The 24,289-nt window shown below is 72.8% G+C and carries 24 protein-coding genes; 8 read left to right on the forward strand and 16 right to left on the reverse strand.

All coding sequences use genetic code 11. From position 1 onward, the window contains the following. Positions 1 to 489: 489 nt before the first annotated feature. Complete coding sequence (gene dtd / locus AB0N04_RS33545) at positions 490 to 930, forward strand: D-aminoacyl-tRNA deacylase (RefSeq protein ID WP_360215026.1); 441 nt, start codon at positions 490 to 492, stop codon at positions 928 to 930. A 41-nt stretch (positions 931 to 971) separates the two neighbouring features. Here dtd and AB0N04_RS33550 read toward each other — a convergent pair whose 3' ends face one another. From AB0N04_RS33550 to AB0N04_RS33560, 3 genes are all read right to left on the reverse strand, one after another. Next, on the reverse strand, positions 972 to 1,934 hold the full coding sequence (locus AB0N04_RS33550) for a folate-binding protein (RefSeq protein WP_360215023.1): 963 nt from the start codon (positions 1,932 to 1,934) through the stop codon (positions 972 to 974). Between the two features lie 72 nt (positions 1,935 to 2,006). Next, a complete protein-coding gene (locus AB0N04_RS33555) occupies positions 2,007 to 2,483 on the reverse strand; it encodes a Fur family transcriptional regulator (protein WP_360215020.1) in 477 nt (158 codons plus the stop codon). A 120-nt stretch (positions 2,484 to 2,603) separates the two neighbouring features. After that, positions 2,604 to 3,188 (reverse strand): FABP family protein, encoded by a 585-nt coding sequence (locus AB0N04_RS33560; RefSeq protein WP_360215017.1) that lies wholly within the window; start codon positions 3,186 to 3,188, stop codon positions 2,604 to 2,606. 350 nt (positions 3,189 to 3,538) lie between these two features. Here AB0N04_RS33560 and AB0N04_RS33565 point away from each other — a divergent pair, with 350 nt between their 5' ends. Further along, on the forward strand, positions 3,539 to 3,901 hold the full coding sequence (locus tag AB0N04_RS33565) for a DsrE family protein (protein ID WP_360215014.1): 363 nt from the start codon (positions 3,539 to 3,541) through the stop codon (positions 3,899 to 3,901). Positions 3,902 to 3,928: 27 nt separating this feature from the next. Here AB0N04_RS33565 and AB0N04_RS33570 read toward each other — a convergent pair whose 3' ends face one another. The 7 genes from AB0N04_RS33570 to AB0N04_RS33600 form a co-directional block, all read right to left on the reverse strand. Continuing rightward, positions 3,929 to 4,165, reverse strand: coding sequence for a hypothetical protein (locus AB0N04_RS33570; protein ID WP_360215112.1), 237 nt, complete (start codon positions 4,163 to 4,165; stop codon positions 3,929 to 3,931). 98 nt (positions 4,166 to 4,263) lie between these two features. After that, positions 4,264 to 4,554 carry a DUF1416 domain-containing protein gene (locus AB0N04_RS33575; protein WP_030059605.1) on the reverse strand — a complete coding sequence of 97 codons (291 nt, stop codon included), beginning with the start codon at positions 4,552 to 4,554 and terminating at the stop codon, positions 4,264 to 4,266. Between the two features lie 38 nt (positions 4,555 to 4,592). Next, positions 4,593 to 5,429 (reverse strand): sulfurtransferase, encoded by an 837-nt coding sequence (locus AB0N04_RS33580; protein ID WP_360215011.1) that lies wholly within the window; start codon positions 5,427 to 5,429, stop codon positions 4,593 to 4,595. A gap of 231 nt (positions 5,430 to 5,660) precedes the next feature. Further along, a complete protein-coding gene (locus tag AB0N04_RS33585; RefSeq protein ID WP_350517234.1) occupies positions 5,661 to 5,741 on the reverse strand; it encodes an Ms5788A family Cys-rich leader peptide in 81 nt (26 codons plus the stop codon). Positions 5,742 to 6,044: 303 nt separating this feature from the next. Beyond that, complete coding sequence (locus AB0N04_RS33590; RefSeq protein ID WP_360215008.1) at positions 6,045 to 6,767, reverse strand: DUF2993 domain-containing protein; 723 nt, start codon at positions 6,765 to 6,767, stop codon at positions 6,045 to 6,047. 235 nt (positions 6,768 to 7,002) lie between these two features. After that, positions 7,003 to 8,547 carry a hypothetical protein gene (locus AB0N04_RS33595; protein WP_360215005.1) on the reverse strand — a complete coding sequence of 515 codons (1,545 nt, stop codon included), beginning with the start codon at positions 8,545 to 8,547 and terminating at the stop codon, positions 7,003 to 7,005. 5 nt (positions 8,548 to 8,552) lie between these two features. Beyond that, complete coding sequence (locus AB0N04_RS33600) at positions 8,553 to 8,846, reverse strand: MoaD/ThiS family protein (protein ID WP_360215002.1); 294 nt, start codon at positions 8,844 to 8,846, stop codon at positions 8,553 to 8,555. 679 nt (positions 8,847 to 9,525) lie between these two features. On the opposite strand from AB0N04_RS33600, the gene AB0N04_RS33605 reads away from it, so the two are divergent. From AB0N04_RS33605 to AB0N04_RS33625, 5 genes are all read left to right on the forward strand, one after another. Then, entirely contained in the window at positions 9,526 to 10,257 is a 732-nt protein-coding gene (locus AB0N04_RS33605; protein WP_360214999.1) for a response regulator transcription factor, read from the forward strand. Between the two features lie 125 nt (positions 10,258 to 10,382). Next, positions 10,383 to 11,444 (forward strand): LacI family DNA-binding transcriptional regulator, encoded by a 1,062-nt coding sequence (locus AB0N04_RS33610; RefSeq protein ID WP_360214996.1) that lies wholly within the window; start codon positions 10,383 to 10,385, stop codon positions 11,442 to 11,444. A gap of 125 nt (positions 11,445 to 11,569) precedes the next feature. After that, complete coding sequence (locus AB0N04_RS33615; protein ID WP_360214993.1) at positions 11,570 to 12,697, forward strand: trypsin-like peptidase domain-containing protein; 1,128 nt, start codon at positions 11,570 to 11,572, stop codon at positions 12,695 to 12,697. A 63-nt stretch (positions 12,698 to 12,760) separates the two neighbouring features. Further along, positions 12,761 to 13,531 (forward strand): response regulator transcription factor, encoded by a 771-nt coding sequence (locus AB0N04_RS33620; RefSeq protein WP_360214990.1) that lies wholly within the window; start codon positions 12,761 to 12,763, stop codon positions 13,529 to 13,531. Continuing rightward, positions 13,528 to 15,033 (forward strand): HAMP domain-containing sensor histidine kinase, encoded by a 1,506-nt coding sequence (locus AB0N04_RS33625; RefSeq protein ID WP_360214987.1) that lies wholly within the window; start codon positions 13,528 to 13,530, stop codon positions 15,031 to 15,033. Before AB0N04_RS33620 ends, AB0N04_RS33625 begins: the two co-directional genes overlap by 4 nt. Before the next feature lie 63 nt (positions 15,034 to 15,096). Here AB0N04_RS33625 and AB0N04_RS33630 read toward each other — a convergent pair whose 3' ends face one another. From AB0N04_RS33630 to AB0N04_RS33655, 6 genes are all read right to left on the reverse strand, one after another. Then, on the reverse strand, positions 15,097 to 16,890 hold the full coding sequence (locus AB0N04_RS33630) for a bifunctional metallophosphatase/5'-nucleotidase (RefSeq protein WP_360214984.1): 1,794 nt from the start codon (positions 16,888 to 16,890) through the stop codon (positions 15,097 to 15,099). A gap of 244 nt (positions 16,891 to 17,134) precedes the next feature. Then, positions 17,135 to 18,484 carry an ATP-binding protein gene (locus AB0N04_RS33635; RefSeq protein ID WP_360214981.1) on the reverse strand — a complete coding sequence of 450 codons (1,350 nt, stop codon included), beginning with the start codon at positions 18,482 to 18,484 and terminating at the stop codon, positions 17,135 to 17,137. A gap of 170 nt (positions 18,485 to 18,654) precedes the next feature. Continuing rightward, on the reverse strand, positions 18,655 to 20,229 hold the full coding sequence (locus AB0N04_RS33640; protein WP_360214978.1) for an SCO6880 family protein: 1,575 nt from the start codon (positions 20,227 to 20,229) through the stop codon (positions 18,655 to 18,657). A gap of 7 nt (positions 20,230 to 20,236) precedes the next feature. Next, positions 20,237 to 21,478, reverse strand: coding sequence for a hypothetical protein (locus tag AB0N04_RS33645; protein ID WP_360214975.1), 1,242 nt, complete (start codon positions 21,476 to 21,478; stop codon positions 20,237 to 20,239). A 52-nt stretch (positions 21,479 to 21,530) separates the two neighbouring features. Continuing rightward, positions 21,531 to 22,346, reverse strand: coding sequence for a hypothetical protein (locus AB0N04_RS33650; protein WP_360214972.1), 816 nt, complete (start codon positions 22,344 to 22,346; stop codon positions 21,531 to 21,533). Between the two features lie 250 nt (positions 22,347 to 22,596). Next, the gene (locus AB0N04_RS33655) at positions 22,597 to 22,947 is read right to left on the reverse strand and encodes a hypothetical protein (RefSeq protein WP_360214969.1); all 351 of its coding nucleotides are present in this window, start codon (positions 22,945 to 22,947) and stop codon (positions 22,597 to 22,599) included. 248 nt (positions 22,948 to 23,195) lie between these two features. Between AB0N04_RS33655 and AB0N04_RS33660 the strand changes: the two genes are divergently transcribed. After that, a partial coding sequence (locus AB0N04_RS33660) for a bifunctional lytic transglycosylase/C40 family peptidase (protein WP_363365636.1) occupies positions 23,196 to 24,289 on the forward strand: 1,094 nt, incomplete at its 3' end.

Consider the following 24,289-nt stretch of genomic DNA (forward strand, 5'->3'; position numbering starts at 1 on the left):
CCGCTCGCGGCACCCCGTCCCTGCCGCCCGCCCGGCCCGTCCCTCGACGGGCTCGCGCGTCCCGTCCGTTGGCACGCCCGGCCACCCCCCGGGGGTTCCGGGTCCCGGCCGGAACCACCCGCCGGGGCGACACCGCCAGAACGCCTGACCCATCGGCTCGGCCACCCGGCCGAACCCGGCCCGGTGCGGCGGACCATGTGGCGCGCCGGGCCCTCCGTACGGTCCCCCAGCGTGCCACCCCGCCCGGCGCGGGCGCACCGCCCGTGCACCCGAACGGCCCCCTGGCGAACGGGGGTGGCTGATACGACCGGGACTTTCCGCAGGAAGCGCGGCGCCCGACCCCGCGCAGGCGTGCACCACCCAGCGCGCGCCACCCTCATGCACGCCCCTTCGCGGCGCCCGGCCCGGCGCCCTTCGCGGCGGCCCGGGAGCGACCGGGAGCGACCGGGGGCGGTCGGACGGCTCCGGGCGCTCCGGCACAATGGCGGCATGCGAGCAGTGGTGCAGCGAGTGACCGAGGCCCGGGTGACGGTGGCCGGAGAGACCGTCGGCGCGATCGAGGGGCCCGGACTCTGCGTCCTGGTCGGCGCGACCCACGACGACACCCCGGCCAAGGCCGCCCAGCTGGCCCGCAAGCTGTGGACGCTGCGGCTGCTCCCCGCGAACGAGGAGGGCGTCGAACAGAGCTGCTCCGACCTCGGCGCCCCGCTGCTGGTGATCAGCCAGTTCACCCTCTACGGTGACGCCCGCAAGGGCCGCCGGCCCACCTGGAACGCCGCCGCCCCCGGCCCCGTCGCCGAGCCGCTGGTGGACGAGGTGGTCGCCCGGCTGCGCGAGCTCGGCGCCAAGGTCGAGACCGGCCGGTTCGGCGCCGACATGCAGGTGGCGCTGGTGAACGACGGCCCGTTCACCGTCCTCGTCGAGGTCTGACCCGCCGCCCGGCAGCCGGCGGCCCCAAGCGGGCCCTGCGGCTACTGCGGGACGATCACGTCCTGCGTCGCCGGCACCGTCCCGGCCAGCAGCACCGCGTCCACCGGGACGTTCCGCTTGACGACCGCCAGCGCGATCGGCCCCAGCTCGTGGTGCCGCGCCGAGGAGGTGACGACGCCCAGCGCGCGCCCGTCCGGCTCGGTGGCCAGCCGCACCTCCGTCCCGTGCGGGGGCAGCGTCTCCTCGGTGCCGTCCAGGTGCAGGAAGACCAGCCGGCGCGGCGGGCGCCCCAGGTTGTGCACCCGGGCGACCGTCTCCTGCCCGCGGTAGCAGCCCTTCTGCAGGTGGACGGCGGTGCGCAGCCAGTCCACCTCGTGCGGGATGGTCCGGTGGTCGGTCTCGAAGCCCAGCCGCGGGCGGTGGCCCTCGATCCGCAGCGCCTCGTACGCCCAGACCCCCGCCGCCGGGCCGTACCCCGCGGTCAGCTTCTCCAGCTCGGCGCGCGGCACGAACAGGTCACGGCCGTAGGGGAGTTCGCGCACCGCGGCGGCGCCCTCGGCGGAGGCCACGGAGCCCTCCGGCAGGTGCACCACGGCGTACTCGGCGGTCGCGTCGGCGACCTCCACCCGGTAGAAGAACCGCATGCTCTCCAGGTAGCCCCGCAGCGCCGCCCCGGTCCCCGGCTCGACGTGCACCCAGGTGGTGGCGCCGTCGTCGACGAGGTAGAGCGCGTGCTCGACGTGCCCGTTCGGGGAGAGCACCAGCGCCTCCGTGGCCTGCTGCGGGGCCAGCTCGCTGACGTGCTGGGTAAGCAGCAGGTGCAGCCAGGAGAGCCGGTCGTCGCCGGTGACGGTGAGCACGTCCCGGTGCGAGAGGTCCACGAAGCCGGTGCCCTGCGCGAGGTTGCGCTGCTCGCGGAAGATGTCGCCGTAGTGGGCGGCGACGCCCTCGTCGGGTCCCTCGGCGGGAACGGCTCCGGGCAGGCTCAGCAGCGGGCTCTTCATACCGGCCAGCTTAGGGCCTGCCCATGCGGTCCCGGCCGGGCCCTCGGTCCCGGTCCCGCCCGTCCGCCGGTCCTAGGACCGGCCCGGGGAGCCGCCCTCGGCGAGCTTGGCGGTGCAGTCGGCGCAGCGGCCGAAGATGGCGAAGTGCTTGAGGTCGGTGTCGAAGCCGTGCTGCTCGCGCAGGCTCCGGATCAGCGGCTCGGCGATCTCGGTGCCGGTCTCGGTGACCCGGTCGCAGTCCCGGCAGACCAGGTGCAGGTGGTGGTGGCGGCCGGCCAGGTGGTAGGTCGGTGCGCCGTGCCCGAGGTGGGCGTGCGAGACCAGGCCGAGCTCCTCCAGCAGCTCCAGCGTCCGGTAGACGGTGGAGATGTTGATGCCGCTGGCGGTCCGCCGGACGTGGCCGAGGATGTCGTCGGGGGTGGCGTGGTCGAGGACGTCGACGGCCTCGAGCACGAGCTGCCGCTGCGGCGTCAGCCGGTAGCCGCGTTCGCGCAGGTCGGCCTTCCAGTCGCCGGAGAGCTGCCAGTCGGTGGTGCCGGTGTCCGCCACGGTGCTGTCCCTGCCAAGTCGGGGGTCCTGAGGCAAGTGTAGGGACCGGCCGCGGGGCCGGTCCCTACTCCTGCGAAGCCGTTCCCGGGCGGACCCGAGGTCCGCCCGGCCGCGCCGCGCCTACTTGAAGAAGGCGATGCCGTCGTCCGGCAGGTCGTTGATGTCCTTGATCAGCTGGGCCGGGCTGAGCACCTTCTTCAGCTGGGCGGACATGTACGGGCGCAGCGGCACGTTCGGGGCGGCCTTCTCGCCGACCCAGAGCAGCTCCTCGTTGACGAAGCCGTACAGCCGCTTGCCGCCCGAGTACTCCGGCGAGCCCTCGATGCGGGCCACCGCGTCGGTGGAGACGTCGATCTGCGGCTTGCCGTCGGCCAGCTCGCCGTACCAGATCTCGACGGTGCCGTCGTCCCGGACGGAGGAGATCTCGATCCCGCGGGCACCGCTGGTGCCGTCGGGGTTGCTGGTGATGCGCCAGAACGCGTGCTCGTTCTCCAGCGGGCGGACCTTCTCGCCCTCGTTGTTCAGCACCCAGGTGCGGGAGCGGAACTCGAGGAAGGCCCGGCCGTCGTGCCGGATCACGATCTCCTGGCCGAAGTTGCACTTCTCCGTGCCCGGGAAGTCATAGACGCCCGCGCCCTCCCAGGTGCCGAGGAGGAAGGCGAGCGGGACGACGTCCTTGTGGAGGTCAGAGGGGATCTCGATCATGTTCCTGGTCGCTGTCGTCGGTGTGGGACTGCCTCAACCGTACGGCAGGGGTCAGCGCTGGCCCTGGTAGAGCTTCATCACCGAGAAGATGGCGAACCAGGTGATCAGCACGGCCATGAGGGCCAGCAGACCGTCGAAGAACATTTCCAGACCGGACACGGGGGGCTCCCAGGCGGCGACAGTGTGGTGGATTTTGCTGCCGCTCACTCTATCCGCCGGTCATCGGCGGGTCGCGGTGAGCCCCACCACGTCGCCGTTTCGCGCCCCCGCGCTCCGGCGCCGCCCAAGGTTTGTCCAAGGGATCCCGGGATGACGGCGAGCGGGGGCCGCCGGACCTCTAAGGTGGCGCCATGTCGAAGAAACTCGTCATCAAGGTCACCGCCGGGGCGGATGCGCCGGAGCGGTGCTCGCAGGCGTTCACGGTGGCGGCGGTGGCCGTCGCCAGCGGGATCGAGGTCTCGCTCTGGCTGACCGGGGAGTCCTCCTGGTTCGCCCTCCCGGGGCGGGCGAAGGAGTTCGAGCTGCCGCACGCGGCGCCGCTGCCGGACCTGCTGGACTCGATCCTGGCGGCCGGTTCGGTGACGCTGTGCACCCAGTGCGCGGTGCGGCGCGGGATCGAGCAGAAGGACACCCTCGACGGCGTCCGGATCGCGGGCGCGCAGGTCTTCGTCAGCGAGATCATGGCCGACGGCGTCCAGGCGCTCGTCTACTGACGGCGTCCGCCGCCCGCCGGACGGGCGCTAGCCGCGTTCCTCGTGGTCGGGGCGGTCCCGGTCGTGGCCGGGGTCGTCCCACTTCGGGTCGTCCCAGCGCGGGTCGTTCCACCAGTCGTCGTCCGGGTCGCGCTTGTTGGCGAACACCGCGGCGGCCGGCGGGATGACCATGGCGACCACGCACATGCCGATCGCGGCCCCCACCGAGAAGAACCGCACCACGCCCCAGGCCAGCACGAAGAGGCCCAGGCACACGCCCATCATGGCGAAGTAGAACCGCCGCCGCCGTCTCGCCTGCACGTCTCCACGGTACGACCGGGGGGCCCGCCGCGGCAGGCCCCCCGCTGTGTCGTCCGTCCGCGTCAGACCGCGATCGCGACCTCGACGGCGGTGCCCTGGGAGGCCACCACCTGGCGGTCCACGGTCTGGCCCGGCACCAGCGCGCGCAGGGTCCACTTGCCCGGGCGGGCGAAGAACCGGAACTGTCCGGTCGCCGAGGTGGGCACCTCGGCCGTGAATTCGCCGCCCTCGTCCAGCAGCCGGACGTAGCCGTTGACCGGCTCACCGTCGCGGGTCACCGAACCCTGGATGATCGTCTCGTTCGCCACGTCAACTCCTGCCAGGTCCGGGCCGCCGGCCTTCGCACCGCACATGTCTGTGTTCCCTTCTGACTTACGGTCGAGCCGGAGGCTCAGTTGCTGCCGAGCTCGATCGGCACGCCGACCAGGCTGCCGTACTCGGTCCACGAACCGTCGTAGTTCTTGACGTTCTCCTGGCCGAGCAGCTCGTGCAGCACGAACCAGGTGAGCGCGGAGCGCTCACCGATGCGGCAGTAGGCGATGGTGTCCTTCGCCAGGTCGATGCCCTCGGCCTCGTACAGGGCCTTGAGCTCGTCGTCGCTCTTGAAGGTGCCGTCGTCGTTGGCGTTCTTGGCCCACGGGATGTTGCGGGCGCTCGGCACGTGGCCGGGGCGCTGCGACTGCTCCTGCGGGAGGTGGGCCGGGGCGAGCAGCTTGCCGGAGAACTCGTCGGGCGAGCGGACGTCGACCAGGTTCAGGGTGCCGATGGCGGCGATCACGTCGTCGCGGAAGGCGCGGATCGAGGAGTCGACGGCCTGGGCCCGGTACTCGGTGGCCGGGCGGGCCGGCACCTCGGAGACCAGGTCGCGGGAGTCCAGCTCCCACTTCTTGCGGCCACCGTCCAGCAGGCGGACGTCGCCGTGGCCGTACAGCTTGAAGTACCAGTAGGCGTAGGAGGCGAACCAGTTGTTGTTGCCGCCGTAGAGCACGACGGTGTCGTCGTTGGCGATGCCCTTGGCGCTGAGCAGCGCCTCGAAGCCGGCCTGGTCGATGAAGTCGCGGCGGACCGGGTCCTGGAGGTCCTGCTTCCAGTCGATCCGGACGGCGTTGCGGATGTGGTTCTTGTCGTACGCGGAGGTGTCCTCGTCGACCTCGACGATGACGACCTTCGGGTCGTCCAGGCGGGCCTGGACCCAGTCGGCGTCGACCAGGACGTCGCTGCGGCTCATGGTGGTGTTCTCCATCCGAGGGCGGTTTGCGGAAGGTGCTGCTCAGGAGTGCTGCGGGGTGCCGGGACGACTACGGTCCGAATTCCTGTCCGAATGATGGGACGGGGAGGGCAGTCCGGGGCGACCGGGCGGGGAGGGGCACGGCGTGGCGGCGACGGCCGACCGGAGCGGCCGGGCTGGGTCACCGGAAGAATCGGCGGCGGGCATCAATTGCCCTGCCAAGACGCCGAGTTAGCGCATTCGACACAGACAGGCGGCCACGCGGCACAGGTCGACCGCCCGCCGCTTCGTGAGATCCGTCTGTCGCTTCATGTCGACGATGCTAGGGACACCGGAGGCCCGCTGTCATTAGCGTACCGAATAGTGAGACCAAATGGCCTGAATGCTGAGATTTGACCTCCGCGCGGCCTACAGCGCACCGCCCGGGGCCGGGCCGGGCCCGCCACGACGGCACACAACGGGCGGAAACGACACCGCTCCGCGACCCGCGCTGGACGGCGCGTCTCGCGGAGCGGAACGGTACGGAAGGGAACGGTACGGCAGGGAACGGAACGAGGCGCAACGGTCCGGCGGCCCACGATCCGGTGCGAGGCCGGGCCGGGCCGAGCCGGGCGGTCAGCCCAGCAGCTGCACGTCCTTGCCCTCGAAGCTCAGCCGGAGCCCTTCCGGCAGCGGCGTCGCGCCGTCCTGGCCCGCCAGCTTCAGCCCGGCCGGGAGCGAGTCCAGGGTGAAGCTCATCGGCTCCAGCTTCTGGTTGGTGACCCCGGCGAACATCCCGGCCAGCGGACTGAGCTGGAACCCGTCCGCGGTGACGGTGTTCCCCGTGTTGTGCACCGAGCCCTCCCCGACCTCGACGGGCCCCAGCGAGGCCTTGATCTTGCCGGGCCCGGCGTACGCCAGGGTCAGCCGGGAGCCGCCGCCGATCGGCAGCTTCGCCCCGTGCATCAGCTGGGAAGCCGGCGGCAGCAGCTGCGCGAGGTCCGCGTAGGTGATCAGTCCGCTGCCGGTGCCGCTGTCCACGGTGGCGCTCTTCATGCTGTCGCCCACCTTCACGCCGGACAGCTTGGCCGTGAACGCGTGCAGCGCCACCCGGCGGCCGCCGTCCCCGACGGTCAGGCCGTCGGAGGAGATCCGGACGTCGTCCAGCTTCATCGACAGCGCCTGGGTGAGGAACGGGACGCCCTCGATCGAGACGTCCGGCCGCTGGCTCATCCGGCCGCTGCTCACCAGCTGGTCGGCGGCCTCGTCCTCGGCCACCCCGACCGCGATCCGGTCGGCGGCGACCAGCAGGCCCGAGACCACCACCAGGCCGATCGTCGCCTTCAGCCATCCGCGCATCGCTCTCCCCCGTCGTCGCCGGTCGCCGTGGTCGTTCGGTCGTCGTCCGCCGTCCTCCGGCGGCACCGTCCGGCGCCGCCTTCCCGGGCCGTCGTCCGGCGGCCCGTGCGGCCGTCCCTGCCGGGGCGGTCCCGCACGACCGTACGACGTCCCGCCCCGGAGCATGGTTCCGGGGCGGGACGGGAGGGCCCACGGGCGGGCGGGCCCAGGAGCCGGGCAACCGCGCGGGCGGGGGTCAGCCGGCCAGCAGGTCGGTGGCCATCCAGATCAGCGGCGAGGCCACCGTCAGCGGCAGCGCCACCCCCGCCGTCATGTGCACGAACCGGGACGGGAAGTCGTACGCCGCGACCCGGCGGCCGACCAGCGCACCCAGCCCGGCCAGCACCCCCAGCGCCGGCGGCGCGCCCACCAGCAGCCCCAGCAGCACGGCCGCCACCAGGCCCAGCACCGGGCCCAGCTGCTTCGGACCGGGCAGCGGCGCCGCGGCGAGCACGGTGGCCAGTGCGACCGCACCCACCCCGGCCGGCACCCAGTCGGCCAGCAGCAGCGTGGTGCACAGGGCCGTCACCACGGTGGCCGAGCCGAGCACCGTCAGCGCATAGAACCGCTCCTTCGGGTCCGAGGGGCGGAACGTCTGCAGCACCAGGACCAGCAGGAAGAACCCGCCGAGCGTCCCGACCACCGCCGCGACGCCGTTGTCGGCGTCCGCCAGCAGCACGGCCGCGTCCGCGGTGAACCCGGCCAGCGCGGCCAGCGCGATGCCCTGGCGGGCCGGCCACATGCCGTTCAGCCGGAACCAGCCGGCCGCCGTCAGCACCTGGAGCAGCACGACCACCAGGGCCAGCCCCACCTGGCCGAGCGCGGCCCCGCCCGCCAGCAGCGCGGCCGCGCCGGCGGTGATCAGCGCGGGCTGCAGGCCCGGGTCGATGATCGGCGAACCGGTCCGGCCCGCCGGGCCGGCGGCCGCCGGCGGCTGCACGGGCGGCGCGGGCTGCGCCGGCACGGCCGCGTACGGCGGCACGGCGGGGGCGCCGGCCGGCCCGCCGGGGGCGGCCGGGCGCTTGAGCGTCATGGTCGGCTGGTCCAGGCGCGGCGCCTGCTGCGGCTGCGGCTGCGGCTGCGGCTGCGCGAGGGGCCGGGCGGGCGTCTGGGCGACCGGCGGCGCGCCGGCACCGCCCACCGGGGGCAGCAGCGTGGTCGCCGCCGCGTCGTCCATCGCCGGCACGGGCGGCAGCAGGGTGGTCGCCGCCGCGTCGTCCATCGGCGGGACCGGCGGCAGCAGGGTGGTCGCCGCCGCGTCGTCCATCGCGGGCACCGGCGGCAGCAGCGTCGTCGCCGCGTCGTCGACGGGCGGCACCTGGGCCTGCCCGTACCCCGGATGGCCGTAGGACGGCTGCGGCTGCGGGTAAGGCCGGGAGTGCGGGTACGCGTCGGGCTGCGGCTGCGGCTGCCGGTGCCGTCCCGCCGGGTACGGCTGCTGGGCCTGCGGGGCCTGCTGGAACGGCTGCTGCCCCGGCTGGGCCTGCGGGTACGGCCCCTGCGGGTACGGCTGCTGCCCGTACGGCTCCTGCTGCCCCTGCGGGTAGGGCTGCTGCTGGTACGGCTGCTGCCCGTACACCGCCCGGGGCTGCTGCCCCTGGGGGTACGGCTGCGGGTACGGCTGCTGCCCGTACTGCGGGTCGTGCTGCGGGTCGTGCTGCGGGTCGGCGGGCTGCGGCTGCCGGGGCTGCTGCGGCCACTCGCCGGGCGCGGCGTGGTTGGCGTCGTTCATGTCCGTCACGGCGCTCAGCCTCCCGCGAACGGCGGCAGCACCTCGACCGTGCCGCCCTCGGTGAGGGCCACGGTCGTGTGGTCCCGGCCGCCGACCTGCGCGCCGTCGACCAGGTACGAGCAGTGCCCGAGCAGCTGGACGAGCTTCGGCCGGTCCGCGTGCCGCTCCCTGACGGCCGCCAGGGCCTCCGCCAGGGTCGCCGCGTCGTACGGCTCCTCGGCCAGTCCGGCCTCGGACTTCGCGGCCGCCCAGTAACGGATCGTCCCGCGCACCCGGGCGCCGCTCGCGGGCTCGGTGGTCGCACCCATCGGGGCCACCCCTTCTCGTCGTCCTCGCCCGGCCCCGGTGCCCCGGTCCGGCCCACCACCGGAACCGCCGCCCGATCACCCGAAAGGTGGACCCGCGCGGCACCGCCGATGTGCGTCCCATGATGGCGTGTCCGCCGCCGCGACCGGCAATCGCCCTGGCCCCGCGGCCGCGGAGGACCGCTCGAAGCTGTGTCCAGGCTCACCCGGCGCGCGCCCGAAATCGCCCAACCGCCGGATTCGAGCCCTCCCGGTGCGGGAGGCCTTCGGCTATCCTCGACGTCCAAGAGGGATCCGGGCAGAGTCGCCCCCGGGTCCTTTTGTGCTTTCAGGACGCCAGTACGGACGTTCGTGCGATTCGTCGGTCCACCCCCGGCGCATCGCGGGACCGCCCCGCCTCACCCGGCACAACGACGTGCCCGGGCCGGCCGGGGCGTCGCCACCCGGCACCCGGGCCGCCGCCCGGAGCCGGACCAGACCGGAGGGTTCGCGGGATGAGCAGGGCAGAAACGGTGCGCCAGGGGTTGCGGGACCCCCGGCCCGCGCGCCACGTCCTGCGCTCCGGCCGATCCCCCGGTGCGTCCCCGGCGCCCGACCTCCCCCTCACTTCAGCACGTGCGCCATCCGGCTGTGGCGGCAGCCGCAACGCGACCGCGACGACCCGGAAAGGGGACTACCGGGTATGAGTTCTCTCCTCCTCCTCACCAACGCACTGCAGCCCTCCGCGGAGGTGCTGCCGGCCCTCGGCCTGCTGCTGCACAACGTCCGGGTGGCGCCCGCCGAGGGGTCCGCCCTCGTGGACACCCCCAGCGCGGACGTCATCCTGGTCGACGGCAGGCGCGACCTGCCGCAGATCCGCAGCCTCTGCCAGCTGCTGCGTTCGACCGGCATCGGCTGCCCGCTGATCCTGGTGCTCACCGAGGGCGGCCTGGCCGCCGTCACCGCCGAGTGGGGCGTCGACGACGTCCTGCTGGACACCGCCGGACCGGCCGAGGTCGAGGCCCGGCTGCGACTGGCCCTCGGCCGGCTCCAGGTCACCACCGACGACAGCCCGATGGAGATCCGCAACGGCGACCTCTCGGTCGACGAGGCCACCTACTCCGCCAAGCTCAAGGGCCGGGCGCTCGACCTCACCTTCAAGGAGTTCGAGCTGCTCAAGTACCTCGCCCAGCACCCGGGCCGGGTCTTCACCCGGGCGCAGCTGCTGCAGGAGGTCTGGGGCTACGACTACTTCGGCGGCACCCGGACGGTGGACGTGCACGTCCGGCGGCTGCGCGCCAAGCTCGGCGTCGAGCACGAGCAGCTGATCGGCACCGTGCGCAACGTCGGTTACCGCTTCGTCGTCCCGGAGAAGCCCGAGAAGGGAGAGCGCCCGGAGCTCGCCCAGCGCCCCGCGGCGCAGCTGGAGTCCTGACCGGCCGGCCGGGCGGGCCGCCCCCGCCCGGCTTGTCCGGTTCGCCCCCCGGGCACCCGTCGTCCACCCGCAGGCAGCCCCAGGTCCCACTGCCGACGCGGACGCCACCCGCGTAGACTCCCCCCGTGGCCAAAGTGACGCGCGACGATGTAGCCCGGCTGGCTGGTACCTCGACCGCGGTCGTCAGCTACGTCATCAACAACGGGCCGCGCCCGGTCGCGCCCGCGACCCGGGAGAAGGTCCTCGCGGCGATCGAGCAGCTCGGCTACCGGCCGAACAGCGTCGCCCAGGCGATGGCCTCCCGCCGGACCAACCTCATCGGCATGGTCGTCCCGGACGCCCGCCAGCCCTTCTTCGCCGAGATGGCGCACGCCGTGGAACGGGCCGCCTCCGAACGCGGCAAGCTCGTCCTGATCGGCAACTCCGACTACGTGGACGACCGCGAGGTGCACTACGTCCGCGCCTTCCTCGGGATGCGCGTCTCCGGCCTGATCCTGGTCAGCCAGGGCCCCTCGCAGCGCGCCGCCGAGGAGTTCGCCGCGATGGAGGGCGCCAAGGTGGTGCTGCTGCACCGCCGGCCCGAGGCCATCGACGACGTCGCCGTGGTCACCGACGACGTGGGCGGCGCCGAGGCCGTCGTCCGCCACCTGCTGGAGGAGCACGGGCACCCGTACGTGGCCTGCTTCGGCGGCCCGGTGGAGTCCCCCGCCCCCGGCGACCCGGTCATCGACCACGTCGAGGGCTGGCAGCGCGCCATGGACGCGCACGGCCTGCCCACCGAACCCCACCTGATCGACGCGCCGTTCCACCGCTACGGCGCCTACGAGGTCGCGCTCGGCGTGCTGCGCTCCCCGGACCGGCCGCGGGCGATCTTCTGCTCCACCGACGACCAGGCGATCGGCGTGCTGCGGGCCGCCCGCGAGGTCGGCCTCAAGGTCCCCGAGGACCTCGCGGTGGCCGGCTTCGACGACGTGCCCGAGGCCGCGCTCGCCGACCCGCCGCTCACCACCGTCGCCTCCGACCGGGACGCGATGGCCCGGGCCGCCGTCGACCTGGTGCTCGACGACTCGCTGATGGTGCCCGGCTCGGACACCGAGCGGGTCCGCAAGTTCCCGTCCCGCCTGGTGATCCGCCGGTCCTGCGGCTGCAACGGCGCCGCACCGGCCGCGGCCGCCGAAGCGGAGTAGCGGGCTCCGCTCCACCGGCCGCCGGACACCACCTGACCAGGCTTTATGAGAACCCAACGGGCTTCTCGGGCCCTTCTGATCCGGTTCTCATCCGATCCTCATGCACCGGGCGGAGCTTGGTCGGCATGAGCGAACAGCAGCGGCACCACAGCGAGCAGTACGGCCCGTACGAGCCCCGCGTGGTCGAGGGCACCGTCCTCGGCAGCAGCACCGACGCGACCGCCTACGGTTACCGCGAGGACCACTCCACGAGCGGCTTCGACACCCCCACGCCGCCCCCGCCGATGCCCCCCGAGCCGCCCACCGCGGGCCGGCCGGGCGAGCCCGGCGACCACGGCGGGCACGGCCGCCGGGCCCGCCGCGGCCTGCTCCGCGGTCGGGTCGTCCTGGTCACCGCCGTCGCCGCGGTCGCCGCCGTCCTCGGCGGTGTCACCGGCGGGGTCGTCGCCACCGACCAGCACACCTCCGGCGCCCGCACCGGCACCGTCGTCAGCCCCGTCGCGGCCCGCTCCGACGGCAGCGCCGACGTCCCGGCCATCGCCGCCGCCGTCTCGCCCAGCGTCGTCCAGATCACCGTCAAGGGCGCCGGCGGCACCGCCACCGGCACCGGCGTCGTCCTCGACGGCAGCGGCCGGATCCTCACCAACTACCACGTCATCGACACCGCCGCCGACGGCGGACCGATCACCGTGACCTTCAAGGACGGCTCCACCGCCCAGGCCACCGTCACCGGCACCGACAAGTCCCTCGACGTCGCCGTGATCACCGCCACCGGCGCCAAGAACCTGACCCCCGCCACCCTCGGCGACTCCTCCGCCGTGGCCGTCGGCGACCCGGTCGTCGCCATCGGCAACCCCGACGGCCTCACCGGCACCGTCACCTCCGGCATCATCAGCGCCGAGAACCGCGACGTCACCGTCCAGCTCGACGAGGGCAGCACCAGCAGCAACGGCGGCTTCGGCTTCCCCTCCCTGCCCGGCCTGCGCGGCAGCCTCCCGCAGCAGAACAGCGGCAGCACCACCACCTACAAGGCCTTCCAGACCGACGCCGCCCTCAACCCCGGCAACTCCGGCGGCCCGCTGATCAACGCCAACGGCCAGGTCATCGCCATCAACTCGGCCATGTACGCCCCCAGCGGCACCAGTTCGACCGCAGGCGGCGGCACCGCCGGCAGCGTCGGCCTCGGCTTCTCCATCCCCATCAACGACATCAAGCAGGTCCTGCCGAAGCTCGAAGCCGGCCAGAACCTGTAGGACCCTGTACGACGGACCACCGCTCCAGCAGGCCCTCCACCCGACGAGAAAGGGCAGCCGCCCATGACCCCGTCCGCCGACGACCGCACCCCCGCCGAGGCCGGCCACCCCTCCGCCCGGCTCCTCGTGGTCGACGACGAACCCGCCCTCCGGGACGCCCTGGAGAGCAGCCTCGCCTTCGAGGGCTACGAGGTCGCCACCGCCACCGACGGCTACGAGGCGCTGGAGTCCGTCGAACGGGACAAGCCCGACCTGGTCCTGCTGGACATCATGATGCCGCGCATGGACGGCCTCACCGCCGTCCGCCGGATGCGCTCCCGCGGCGACACCGTCCCGGTCCTGATGCTCACCGCCCGCGACGCCGTCGGGGACCGCGTCACCGGCCTGGACGTCGGCGCCGACGACTACCTCGCCAAGCCCTTCGAGCTCGACGAACTGCTCGCCCGCGTCCGCGCCCTGCTCCGCCGCAACGCCCTCGCCACCGAGGCCGCCGCCCGCGCCGCCGCCGAGGACGAGAGCGAGGTGCTGGCCTTCGCCGACCTGCGGATGAACACCGCCACCCGCGAGGTCACCCGGGCCGGCCGGCCCGTCGAACTCACCCGCACCGAGTTCATGCTGCTGGAGATGTTCCTCTCCCACCCCCGCCAGGTCCTCACCCGCGAACAGATCCTCAAGGCGGTCTGGGGCTTCGACTTCGAGCCCTCCTCCAACTCCCTGGACGTCTACGTGATGTACCTGCGCCGCAAGACCGAGCAGGGCGGCATGCCGCGCCTCATCCAGACCGTACGAGGCGTCGGCTACGCCCTGCGCCCGGCCGCCGGCGCCACGGCGTGAGCACCGTTCCTCCCCCTCCGCTGGTCCCGCCGCGCTCCTCCCGGCACCGGCGCCTCGCCCTCTGGCTGCGCTCCCGCTCGCTGCGCAGCCGCCTCATCTTCCTCAGCGCCGCGGCGGTGGCCGTCGCCATCGCGCTGTCGGCGCTGGCGTGCTGGTTCATCGTGGAGAAGCAGCTCTACGGGCTGGTCCGCAGCGACCTCCAGAACATCCGGATCCAACTGCCCCCGATCAGCAGCAACGACTGCGCCTCCACCCCGCAGACGGCCCTGCGGAACGTCCAGAGCAACGGCCGGCAGCCCCCGGTCGGCGCCCCCGTCCCGCGGGACACCCAGTACGTCCTGCTGAGCCCGACCAGCACGCCGCTGGTGTGCCTGCCGATGAGCGCGAGCAGGGCGATCATGGTCGAGTCGAGCGACAGCAACGCCCTGCACCTGAAGCCCGGACAGTCGATCATCCGCGACGGCCACTACACCAACGGCACCCCGGCCATGGTCCGGATCAGCGCCGCCGGTTCCGAGGTCAGCGGGTACCCGACCGCGCTGGTCATGGTCGCCACCTCCACCCAGCCCGTCGAGGACTCGCTCCAGAAGCTCGCCTTCATCCTCGGCGGGGTGGCGCTCGGCGGCATCGCGCTCGCCGCCATCGCCGGCCGGCTGGTCGCCCGCTCCGCCCTCAAGCCGGTCGACCAGCTCACCGACGCCGTCGAGCACATCGCCCGCACCGAGGAGGTCGGCACCACCATCCCGGTGCACGGGGACGACGAGATCGCCCGCCTGTCGACCTCCTTCAACTCCATGAGCACCGCCCTCGCCAACTCCCGCGAGCGGCAGACCCGGCTGATCGCGGACGCCGGCCACGAGCTCCGGACGCCGCTGACCTCGCTGCGCACCAACGTGGACCTGCTGATCCGCAGCAACGACACCGGCCGCCCGCTGCCCCCGGCGACCAAGACCAAGCTGCTGGGCAACATGAAGGCGCAGATGCAGGAGCTCACCGTGCTGATCGGCGACCTGCTGCAGCTGTCCCGCCCGGACTCCCCCAAACCGGTCCACAACCCGACGGTGGTCGCCCTGCACGAGATCGCGGGCCGGGCCGTCGAACGGGCGAAGCTGCGCGGGCCGGGGCTGGTCTTCGAGACGGCCACCGACCCCTGGTTCGTGCACGGCGACGCCGCCGCCCTGGAACGGGCGGTGATCAACCTGCTGGACAACGCCGTCAAGTACAGCCCGCCGGGCGGCACCATCGAGGTCCGGCTCCGGCAGGGCGTGCTGACCGTCCGGGACCACGGTCCGGGCATCCCCCCGGACGAACTGCAGTACGTGTTCGACCGGTTCTGGCGCTCGCCGTCCTCCCGGCAGCTGCCCGGTTCCGGCCTGGGGCTGTCGATCGTGGCGCAGAGCGTGCGGGAGGCCGGCGGCGAGGTGTCGCTCGGCGCGGCCGGGGACGGCGGTCCCGGCGCCCTGGCGACCGTCCGGCTGCCGGGCGGGCCGGCCCCCGAGTAGGCGGGAAAGCAGGACGGGCGGGGCGCCCCGACAGCGCCCCGCCCGTCCTGTGCCGGCTCACGGTCAGTCGATGTCGCTGCCCGGGCCGATGACCTTGATCCGGTCCTGCGCCGGGGCCTTCAGCGGCGAGGCCGCCGAGCTGTGGGCACCCAGGTAGGCGGTGAAGACGTCCAGGTCGGAGGCGCCGACGAGCTTGTCGGTGCCGGCCGCGAAGGCCGGGAAGCCGTCGCCGCCGCCGGCCAGGAACTCGTTGGCCGCGACGCGGTACTTGGCGGCCGGGTCGATCGGCGCGCCGTTCAGCCGGATCGTGTCGACGAGGACCCGGTCGGCACCGGTCTTGCGCATGTCCAGGGTGTACTTCAGGCCCGCGGACCCCTGCAGGATCTTCGGCGCGGCCAGGTTGGCACCGCTGACCTGCTGCTGGAGCAGCTGCACGAGCTGGGCCCCGGTCAGCGTCTTGACCTGCATCATGTTGGTGAACGGCTGGACGGTGAACGCCTCGCCGTAGGTCACCACCCCGTCGCCCTCGGCGCCGGTGGCCTTGTAGACCAGGTCGGAGCGGATGCCGCCGGGGTTCATGAAGGCGAGCTGCGCCCCGCCCTTGTCGGCGGCGGCGAGGCCCTCCTGCTGCGCGTCGGCGATCAGGTCACCGAGCGGCTTCTCCAGGTCGCTGTTGCCGCGGCCGTTGATGTCCGAGCCGATGTAACCGATCGGACGGTTGGCGATCGGGGCGGCGAGCTTGGAGTAGTGGTCGATCAGCGCCGTCATGTCGGGCGCCTTCTCGACGGTGCGGCGCACCACGTGGTTCTCGGCCTTGACCGAGGGGCGCACGATCTCGCCGGTGGTCTTGTCGAGCTTGAGGTCGATCTCGGTGTACAGGCGGCCGAAGGAGGCGGCGCTGGTGACCGAGCGCGGCACGCCGTTGGGGTCGGGGATGGTGCAGGCGTACGCGTTGTGCGTGTGGCCGGTGACGATGGCGCCGATCGACGGGTCGAGCTTCTTGGATATGTCGACGATCGGGCCGGAGATGCCCTGGCCGGCCGGGCCGCAGTCGTAGTTGTAGACGCTGCTCGCCGGGTAGCCGCCCTCGTGGATCAGCGCGACGATCGAGTTGACGCCCTTCGCCTTGAGCTCGGCGGCGTACTTGTTGATCGTGGTGACCTCGTTGGCGAACTTCAGGCCCTTGACGCCCTCGGCGGTCACGATGTTCGGCGTGCCCTCCAGGGTGACGCCGATGAAGCCGACCTTCACGCCCTGGGACTTGGTCACCCAGTACGGGGCCAGCAGCGGCTTGCCGGTCTTCTCGTCGGTGACGTTGGCCGACAGGTAGTTGAAGTTGGCGCCCTTGAAGGTGCGGCCCGGCTCGTAGCAGCCGTCGGTCGGGTGGCAGCCGCCCTCCTGCATCCGCAGGAGCTCCGCCGCGCCCTCGTCGAACTCGTGGTTGCCCACCGAGGTGACGTCCAGGCCGAGCTTGTCCATCGCCTCGATGGTCGGCTCGTCGTGGAAGAGCGCCGAGGTCAGCGGGCTGGCGCCGACGATGTCGCCGGCCGCGACGGTGATCGAGTCGTCGGCCGGGATCCGGGCCTGGCGCAGCGCCGTGGCCAGGTACTCGATGCCGCCGGCCGGGGTCGCGACCTCCTTGCCGGTGGCCGGGTCGATCTCCTTGATCGTGCCGGACGAGCCGGCCGGGGGCTCCAGGTTGCCGTGGAAGTCGTTGATCGCCAGCAGCTGGAGGTTGACGGTCTTGTGACGCTTGGCGTCGGCGGCCTGAGCGGCCGTCGGCACGGCCACCGTGCCGAACAGACCAGCGGCGGCGACGACGGCGAGCGCCGCACGGCGGGATCTGACGGTGAGCATGAGAGGGTCCCCTGCACCTTGGAGGAGGAGCGCCGGTTGTGGACTGGACCGGGCGTTCGGGCGATGTGTTGCGCCTGTGAAGCCTAGGGTCAACGCGCGTAGCTGTCAGGACGTTGAACGTAACGAGAGGATTACCTCCTGACGAACCGTCGCCGTCCGGGCGACGCCGGCGCCCGGGAACCGGCCTCCGCGCCCGCCCCCGCGGGCCGCCCGGGCCGGCCGCCGGCCACCCCGGCGAAGCGGCTCAGACCCCCGGCTCGGCCGCCAACTGCCGCTCAGCACGGTCCCGTTCGGCCACCGCGTCCTCGGTCATCGCACGGTCGGTGTAGACCAGCGGCCGCTCGGTCTCGGTGATGATGTGCTTGACCACCTGGACGTTGCCGTTGACGTCCCAGACCGCGATGCCCGGCGAAAGTGTGGGGATGATCTCCACCGCCCAGCGCGGCAGACCGAGCACCCGGCCGGTCGCCCGCGCCTCCTCGGCCTTCTGCATGTAGATCGTCCGGGTGGAGGCCATCTTCAGGATCGCCGACGCCTCCTTGGCCGCCGCGCCGTCCACCACGTCCGAGAGGTGGTGCACCACCGCGACGAAGGAGAGGCCGAGCCGACGCCCGAACTTCAGCAGCCGTTGGAACAGCTGGGCCACGAACGGGCTGTTGATGATGTGCCAGGCCTCCTCGACCAGGAAGATGCGCTTCTTCCGGTCCGGGCGGATCCAGGTGTGCTCCAGCCACACGCCGACGATCGCCATCAGGATCGGCATCGCGATGGAGTTGCGGTCGATGTGCGAGAGGTCGAAGACGATCAGCGGCGCGTCCAGGTCGATGCCCTCGGTGGTCGGGCCGTCGAACATGCCGCGCAGGTCGCCGTCGACCAGCCGGTCGAGCACCAGCGCCACGTCCAGGCCCCAGGACTGCACCTCGTCCACCGCCACGCCGAGCGACTCCACCGAGGACAGCTCGGGGCTGCGCAGGGTGTCGATGATGTCGTCGAGCACCGGCTGGCGGTCCGTCACCGAGGCCACCACGTGGGCGTGCGCGGCCTTCAGGGCGAACCCGGCCCGCTCCTCCAGACCCCGCCCCATCGCCACCTCGACGATGGTGCGCAGCAGCGACAGCTGGCCGGTCTGGGTGATCGCCGGGTCCAGCGGGTTGAGCTTCACGCCGCCGTCCCGGGCGGCCATCGGGTCCAGCCGGATCGACTTTATGCCCAACGCGTTGGCGATCAGGTTCCACTCGCCGACGCCGTCCTCGCCCTGCGCGTCCAGCACCACGACCTGCCGGTCGCGGAACCGCAGCTGCCGCAGCACGTACGTCTTCTCCAGCGCCGACTTGCCGTTCCCGGACTCGCCGAGCACCAGCCAGTGCGGGGCCGGCAGCTGCTGACCGTACAGCTGGAAGGGGTCGTAGACGTAGCCCTTGCCGCTGTACACCTCGCGCCCGATGATCACCCCGGAGTCGCCCAGACCCGGTGCGGCGGTGGGCAGGTAGACCGCCTGCGCCTGCCCGGTGGACGTGCGCACCGGCAGCCGGGTGGTCTCCACCTTGCCGAACATCAGGCTGGTGAACGCCTCGGTGAGGTTGCCGAGCGCCATGGGCGGCCTCCTGGTCTGGTCGGCGGGCGGTGGTGGTCGGACGCCGCCGGGGCGGGTCGGTGGGGCGGCTGGACGGCGGGCCGGTGTGGCGGTGAGCCGGTGTGGCGGTGAGCCGGTGTGGCGGTGAGCGATCGGACTGCGGGCGGTGCGGCGGCGGGGTCGCCGAACGGTCAGCGGCGGATGCCGGTGGCGAACGGCAGGGTGTTGACGAACGCCCGGTGGTGCTCCCGGTCGCACCACTCCAGCTTGAGGTAGCTCTTGCCGGCCGAGGCCCGGATCGTCCGCTTGTCCCGGGCCAGCGCGTCGGGATTGCGCGAGGACACCGTGATGTAGCCGACCAGGTTCACGCCGGCCGCGCCGGAGGCCAGGTCGTCACCGCGCTGGTCCACCCGCCCGGTGTGCGCCAGGTCGCGCGGGTCGACCGTGCGGTTCATCTTGGCCGCGCGGCTCGCCTCCGCCTCGTCGTTGGTCTTCTCGGTCAGCATCCGCTCGATCGCGACGTCCGTCGGCTCCAGGTCCATCGTCACCGCGACCGTCCGGATCACGTCCGGGGTGTGCACCAGCAGCGGCGCCAGGAAGTTGACCCCCACCGGGGTCAGCGGCCACTCCTTGACCCACGCCGTGGCGTGGCACCACGGCTCCCGGGTCGCCGACTCACGGGTCTTCGCCTGCAGGAACTGCGGGTGGGTCGCGTCCAGCTCGGCCGGCCAGGCGTTGCGCCGGGACATCGCCTGGATGTGGTCGATCGGGTGGTCCGGGTCGTACATCGAGTGCAGCAGCGAGGACAACCGGGCCTGGCCCAGCGGCTGGCGCACCCGGATGTCCGCCTCCGCCAGCCGGGCGCAGATGTCGGTCAGCTCGCGCGCCATCACGGCCGCCAGCCCCTCGTCGTCCCGGGCCCGCCGGCCGGTGGCCGTCCGGCCCATCGCGTGCGCCTCCGCGGCCAGGTCGCGGGTGTAGTGCATGCAGGCCACCAGGTACGCCCGGTGCTGCTCCGAGGAGGTCGACACCATCGACTGCAACTGGTCGTACGAGTCCTGCAGCCAGCGCGGCGCGTCGTGGTCACCGCGCCGCTCCACGTCCTTGGCGTGCGCGTCCGGATCCGCCGGCAGCGTCCGGGCCAGGATCTGCAGCCGGGTCACGAAGCCGTCCCCGTTGGCGACGTGCTTCAGCAGCGTCCCGAACCGGTCGACCAGCGCCTCCTGGTCCTCCGAGTCGCGCAGCCCGACGCCCGGGCCCTCGATCTCGATCGCGGCCGTCACCGTCCGCCGCTCCAGGTGCATCAGCACCCCGACCTCGTCCGGCCCGAACGGCGCGGTCAGCCAGCGCAGCCGCCCCACCCCCGGCGGCGGACCGACCTCCACCTCCCGGCCGTCCATCCGGGTGCCGGCGTCCATCACGTCCGAGCGCCACAGCGCCCGCCCGCTGCGGACCGTCCGGCGGTAGGTGCGGTTGATCTCCACCCACTTGTAGAACGTCCGCTTGCGGTACGGCACGTACACCGCCGCGATCGCCAGCGCGGGCAGACCCACCAGACCGCCGATCCGCAGCGGCAGGACCGGCATCAGCAGGCCCCAGAGCATGCCGAGGAAGGCCCCGAAGATGATCAGCACGATCTCGCCGGACTCCCGGTTCCGGCCGATCGGTGCGTTCGGGCGGGCCTTGCCGATCAGGTAGGTGCGGCGCTGGTGCACGTACGGCTGGGCGTACTGGGCCCCGTACTGGCCGAGCGGTTCGCTGCTCACTTACCCGTCACCCTCCCTTCGCTGGATTGCTGTCGCGGATCGGAACCGGGGCCTGCGGAGGCCCCGCCTGCGGCGGCGGGGCGGGCGTCCGGCCGGCGTGCGCCGCGATGCCCGGCGCCACCGAGCCGCCGCCCGCTCCCCCACCGCCCCCGCCGACCGCCTGCGGACCGCGGTCGCCGTGGGTGGTGATGCCCTGCTTCATCAGGTTCGCGGTGCCGTTGATCATCGCCGAACCGGCCGACACCGCGCTCGCCCGGGCGTGCCGCATGTTCATGATCTCGTCGCCGAAGCCGGGCACGAAGCGGTACACCGCGGCGCTCGCGAAGATCGACAGGAAGAGGATCGCCAGCCCCGACAGCACCCGCGCGAAGTCGTCGGTGGCCCCGGCCCCGGTCGCCACCGCACCCGCCAGGCCCAGGATGACCACGATGATCGGCTTCGCCAGGTCCACCGCCACCATCACCCCCGCCCACCGGCGCACGTGCTTCCAGAGCTGCTTGTCCACCAGGCCCGCGTACACCGCCGTACCCAGCAACGCGCCCACGTACAGCATCGCCGCCCGGATCAACAGCTCGATCCAGAGCACCGCAGCCGCCAGCACCGCCACCAGCGACACGATCACCAGGATCAGCGGACCACCGCCCACGTCCCCCTTCTCCAGGGTGTCCGCGAACCCGCCCAGGTACGTCCCGGTGTCCGACTTCGTCCCCACCGCGATCGCCTTGGTCAGCCCGTCCGTCACGCTCACCACGGTGTACAGGATCAACGGCGTGAACGCCGACGCCACCACGGTCAGCCACAGGAAGCCGATCGCCTCCGAGAACGCCGTCGCCAACGGCGCCCCCCGCACCGCCCGCTTCGTCACCGCCAGCAGCCACAGCACCAGGGTGACCACCGTCGACACGGCGAACACCACCGCGTACTGCTGCAGGAACGACGCGTTGGTGAAGTCCACCTGCGTCGTCCCGTCGATCGCACCCGACAGCTTCCGCACCACCCACGCCGCCGCCTGGGCACACCCCTTGGCCAACGACCCCAGCGGATCCGTCACATTGCCGACGGTCCCGCTCCCGGGGAGCGAGCCGATTCCCGGCTTGTCCACACAGAGAATGCCGTTGCCGGAGATCGGCAGGTCCGGGCAGTTGGCACTCGGACTTCCCGTTGGCGTGGCGGACGGTGTCGCCGTTGGTGAAGGCTCCGCGAACACGCGCTGGGCCGCCAGGAGCGCCGCCACCTGCAGGGTGGCCACTGCGCCCGCCAGCACCCCCGCGCGGCGTGCGGTGGTGCTGTGCGAGGTCTGGTCAACGGGCATAGCGGAACCCCCCGAACTGCTGGACGGCGCCGGTGATCTCCTCGGCGGTTGCGGCCTGCTGGTCTCCGGGCATCGGCGCCGGGCCCTGCTTGCTGGTGAAGTCGGTGAGCTTCCAGTCGCTGCCCGTCCAGTGGAGCGACAGCGTGAGCGTGAACCAGTTCGTCGTCACCGGCTGGACGGAGTGTTCGCCCGCGAGGCCGGTGAGGCCGGTGCACCAGACCTCGACCTTGGCGTCGCCGTCGTTGTAGCCGGTGGACTTCGTGCCGACCGGGACGGTGCGGCTGACGAAGGTGAGGCCCTTGGGGGCGCGTCCCTGGGCGTCGAGTCCGTAGCGGGCGGCGGTGTCGCCGCCGAACCCCTGGTCCAGGCGGGTCTGCAGGGCCGGGGCCGCGCCGGGGTCGGCGATGGTGGCGATGATGGTGTGCCGGCTGTCGGTGCGGAACATGTCCGCGGAGCCCACGGCGACCGCGTAGTTGGCGGCGGCGGACTGCGCGCCCGCGTCGGTGTGCGGGTAGCCGGAGCCGATGCCGTTGGCGGTGGTGCCGACGGGCTGGTCGCCGCTGGGGGCGGGGCCGGCGCCGGCGGGCGCGGTGGGGGCGGCGCGGTCGGCGGAGGGGCCGGTGGTGCGGGGGTCGGGCTTGTCGCGGTTGGCGATGGAGATGGCCACGACGAGGAGGGTGACCACGGCGAGGACGGTCATCAGGGTGCGGATCGGGCGCGCCTGACGCTGGCTCGGCTGGGAGGAGGGCTGTTCGCCGACCGGCAGCCGCGTACGGGTGTGCGGCTGGTCGTCGGACAACGGCACGGCGGCCCTCCTGGTGCGGGGAGCCGGGTGGCTCCGGGGCCCCTCCGCCCGTGGGCGGGCGCGGACGGAGGGCGGGAACGGGGGTGGACGGCTCGCGGGCTGCCCGGGGCGGTCGGGGGACGGGGCCTGGCCTCTGACGGGCCCCGTCGGGCCTTGTGGGGCCCGGGCGGGCCCGGTGGGGCCTGGGGTTCGACCTGGGTTCGATCTGTGGGGTTCGACCTGGCTACTGCGCGCTACTGCTGTCCGATCGTCAGATCGCCATGCCGTAGACAATGGTGAACAGAGTGCCGAGTGATCCAATGATGAACACGCCGGTCAAGCCCGCCACGATCAGCCCCTTGCCCTGTTCGGCGCCGAAGCTGTCGCGCATCGCGGTCGCACCGATCCGCTGCTTGGCGGCTCCCCAGACGGCGATGCCGAGGCAGATCAGGATGGCGACGGCCATGATGACCTCGACCATCACGCGGGCCTCCGACCCGAGGGTCGCGAACGGGCCCCAGTCCGGGGCGATCCCGCCGATGATGGTGTCGATATTCGGCTTCTTTGGAGGGTCCTCGGCCAGGTGGCCGATCGCGTAGGTGTGCACGCTGCTCAGGTTCATTTCCATCTCACCGCCCGATCAGGCAAATTCAAGGGCCCTGACCCCGCCCGCGCGAAGGGTCGGTACCCATTCTTGGCCAGATCTGATGTCGACTTGGCTACTTCTCGCGGATTGGTCGTGAGGCATCGGACACGTACGCGAGGATGTCCACCGTACGAAGGATAGCGCTCACTCTTTGTATCTCTGATGATTGCGGTGAGCAACGCCTTCCGGAACACTTCGACTGACGATTCGTCGGGATGGTGCTGATGGTACTCCGGAAGGCCGGTACGGCCGCCGCCGCTGCGGGAGTTGTCGCCGTCGGTTTCGTCGGCCTGGTGACGATGGGGACGTATGCGGCGAGCGGGACGCCGCAGGCGTCGGCCAATCGCGCGGCGCTCTCCCCGGGAACGGTCCCGGCGGCCTACCAGGCGTCGATCCAGCAGTGGGGCGCGCTCTGTCCGGAGATCTCCCCGCCGATGCTCGCGGCGCAGCTGTACCAGGAAAGCGGATTCGATCCGAAGGCCCAATCGGGCGTCGGGGCGCAGGGAATGGCGCAGTTCATGCCGGCGACCTGGGCGTCGTACGGGACGGACGCCAACGGGGACGGGAAGAAGGACGTCTGGGACCCGTTCGACGCGATCGCCTCGGCGGCGACCTTCGACTGCGCGCTGGCGAGGGACGTCGCGAAGGTGCCGGGCGACCGGCAGGCGAACATGCTGGCCGCCTACAACGCCGGCCCGTACGCGGTGACCAGGTACAACGGGGTGCCGCCGTACAAGGAGACCCAGGGCTACGTGCGGAACATCCAGGCGATGGCCCGCAGCTTCACGGCGCCCACGGCGCCGGTGGAGGTGTCCGCGCAGTCGGCGGGGGCGATCTACTTCGCGCAGAGCAAGCTCGGCACGCCGTACCTGTGGGGCGGTGAGGGCCTGCCCTCGCAGAACGGGCGGTTCGACTGCTCCGGGCTGACCCAGGCGGCGTACGCCAGCGTGGGCATCACGCTGCCGCGGGTGGCGAACGACCAGTGGTACGCCGGCCCGCACCCGTCGCGCGATCAGCTGCGGCCGGGGGACCTGGTGTTCTGGGCGACGGACCTGAACGATCCGCGGAGCATCCACCACGTCGGGATCTACGTCGGGGGCGGGTACATGATCAACGCGCCGCACACCGGCGCGGTGATCCGCTACGACAAGATCGACACCCGGGAGTACATCGGGGCGACCCGGGTCACCTCGGACGGCGCGCAGGCGCTGCCGACCCGGAACGCGGACGGTTCGGTGAGCGCCCCGAGCCGTCCGGGCGCGCAGGACCCGACCACGCCGCCGGCCGCCCCGGCCGCCGCCCCGGCCGCCGCCCCGGG

Origin of the sequence: Kitasatospora sp. NPDC051702 (assembly GCF_040681575.1) — a bacterium.
Taxonomy (GTDB): domain Bacteria; phylum Actinomycetota; class Actinomycetes; order Streptomycetales; family Streptomycetaceae; genus Kitasatospora.

Coding starts and splice junctions, on each gene's coding strand:
- dtd (WP_360215026.1), top strand. CDS start 490: ATGCGAGCAGTGGTGCAGCGAGTGACCGAGGCCCGGGTGACGGTGGCC.
- AB0N04_RS33550 (WP_360215023.1), bottom strand. CDS start 1,934: ATGAAGAGCCCGCTGCTGAGCCTGCCCGGAGCCGTTCCCGCCGAGGGA.
- AB0N04_RS33560 (WP_360215017.1), bottom strand. CDS start 3,188: ATGATCGAGATCCCCTCTGACCTCCACAAGGACGTCGTCCCGCTCGCC.
- AB0N04_RS33565 (WP_360215014.1), top strand. CDS start 3,539: ATGTCGAAGAAACTCGTCATCAAGGTCACCGCCGGGGCGGATGCGCCG.
- AB0N04_RS33570 (WP_360215112.1), bottom strand. CDS start 4,165: ATGATGGGCGTGTGCCTGGGCCTCTTCGTGCTGGCCTGGGGCGTGGTG.
- AB0N04_RS33575 (WP_030059605.1), bottom strand. CDS start 4,554: ATGTGCGGTGCGAAGGCCGGCGGCCCGGACCTGGCAGGAGTTGACGTG.
- AB0N04_RS33580 (WP_360215011.1), bottom strand. CDS start 5,429: ATGAGCCGCAGCGACGTCCTGGTCGACGCCGACTGGGTCCAGGCCCGC.
- AB0N04_RS33585 (WP_350517234.1), bottom strand. CDS start 5,741: ATGAAGCGACAGACGGATCTCACGAAGCGGCGGGCGGTCGACCTGTGC.
- AB0N04_RS33590 (WP_360215008.1), bottom strand. CDS start 6,767: ATGCGCGGATGGCTGAAGGCGACGATCGGCCTGGTGGTGGTCTCGGGC.
- AB0N04_RS33600 (WP_360215002.1), bottom strand. CDS start 8,846: ATGGGTGCGACCACCGAGCCCGCGAGCGGCGCCCGGGTGCGCGGGACG.
- AB0N04_RS33605 (WP_360214999.1), top strand. CDS start 9,526: ATGAGTTCTCTCCTCCTCCTCACCAACGCACTGCAGCCCTCCGCGGAG.
- AB0N04_RS33615 (WP_360214993.1), top strand. CDS start 11,570: ATGAGCGAACAGCAGCGGCACCACAGCGAGCAGTACGGCCCGTACGAG.
- AB0N04_RS33620 (WP_360214990.1), top strand. CDS start 12,761: ATGACCCCGTCCGCCGACGACCGCACCCCCGCCGAGGCCGGCCACCCC.
- AB0N04_RS33630 (WP_360214984.1), bottom strand. CDS start 16,890: ATGCTCACCGTCAGATCCCGCCGTGCGGCGCTCGCCGTCGTCGCCGCC.
- AB0N04_RS33635 (WP_360214981.1), bottom strand. CDS start 18,484: ATGGCGCTCGGCAACCTCACCGAGGCGTTCACCAGCCTGATGTTCGGC.
- AB0N04_RS33655 (WP_360214969.1), bottom strand. CDS start 22,947: ATGAACCTGAGCAGCGTGCACACCTACGCGATCGGCCACCTGGCCGAG.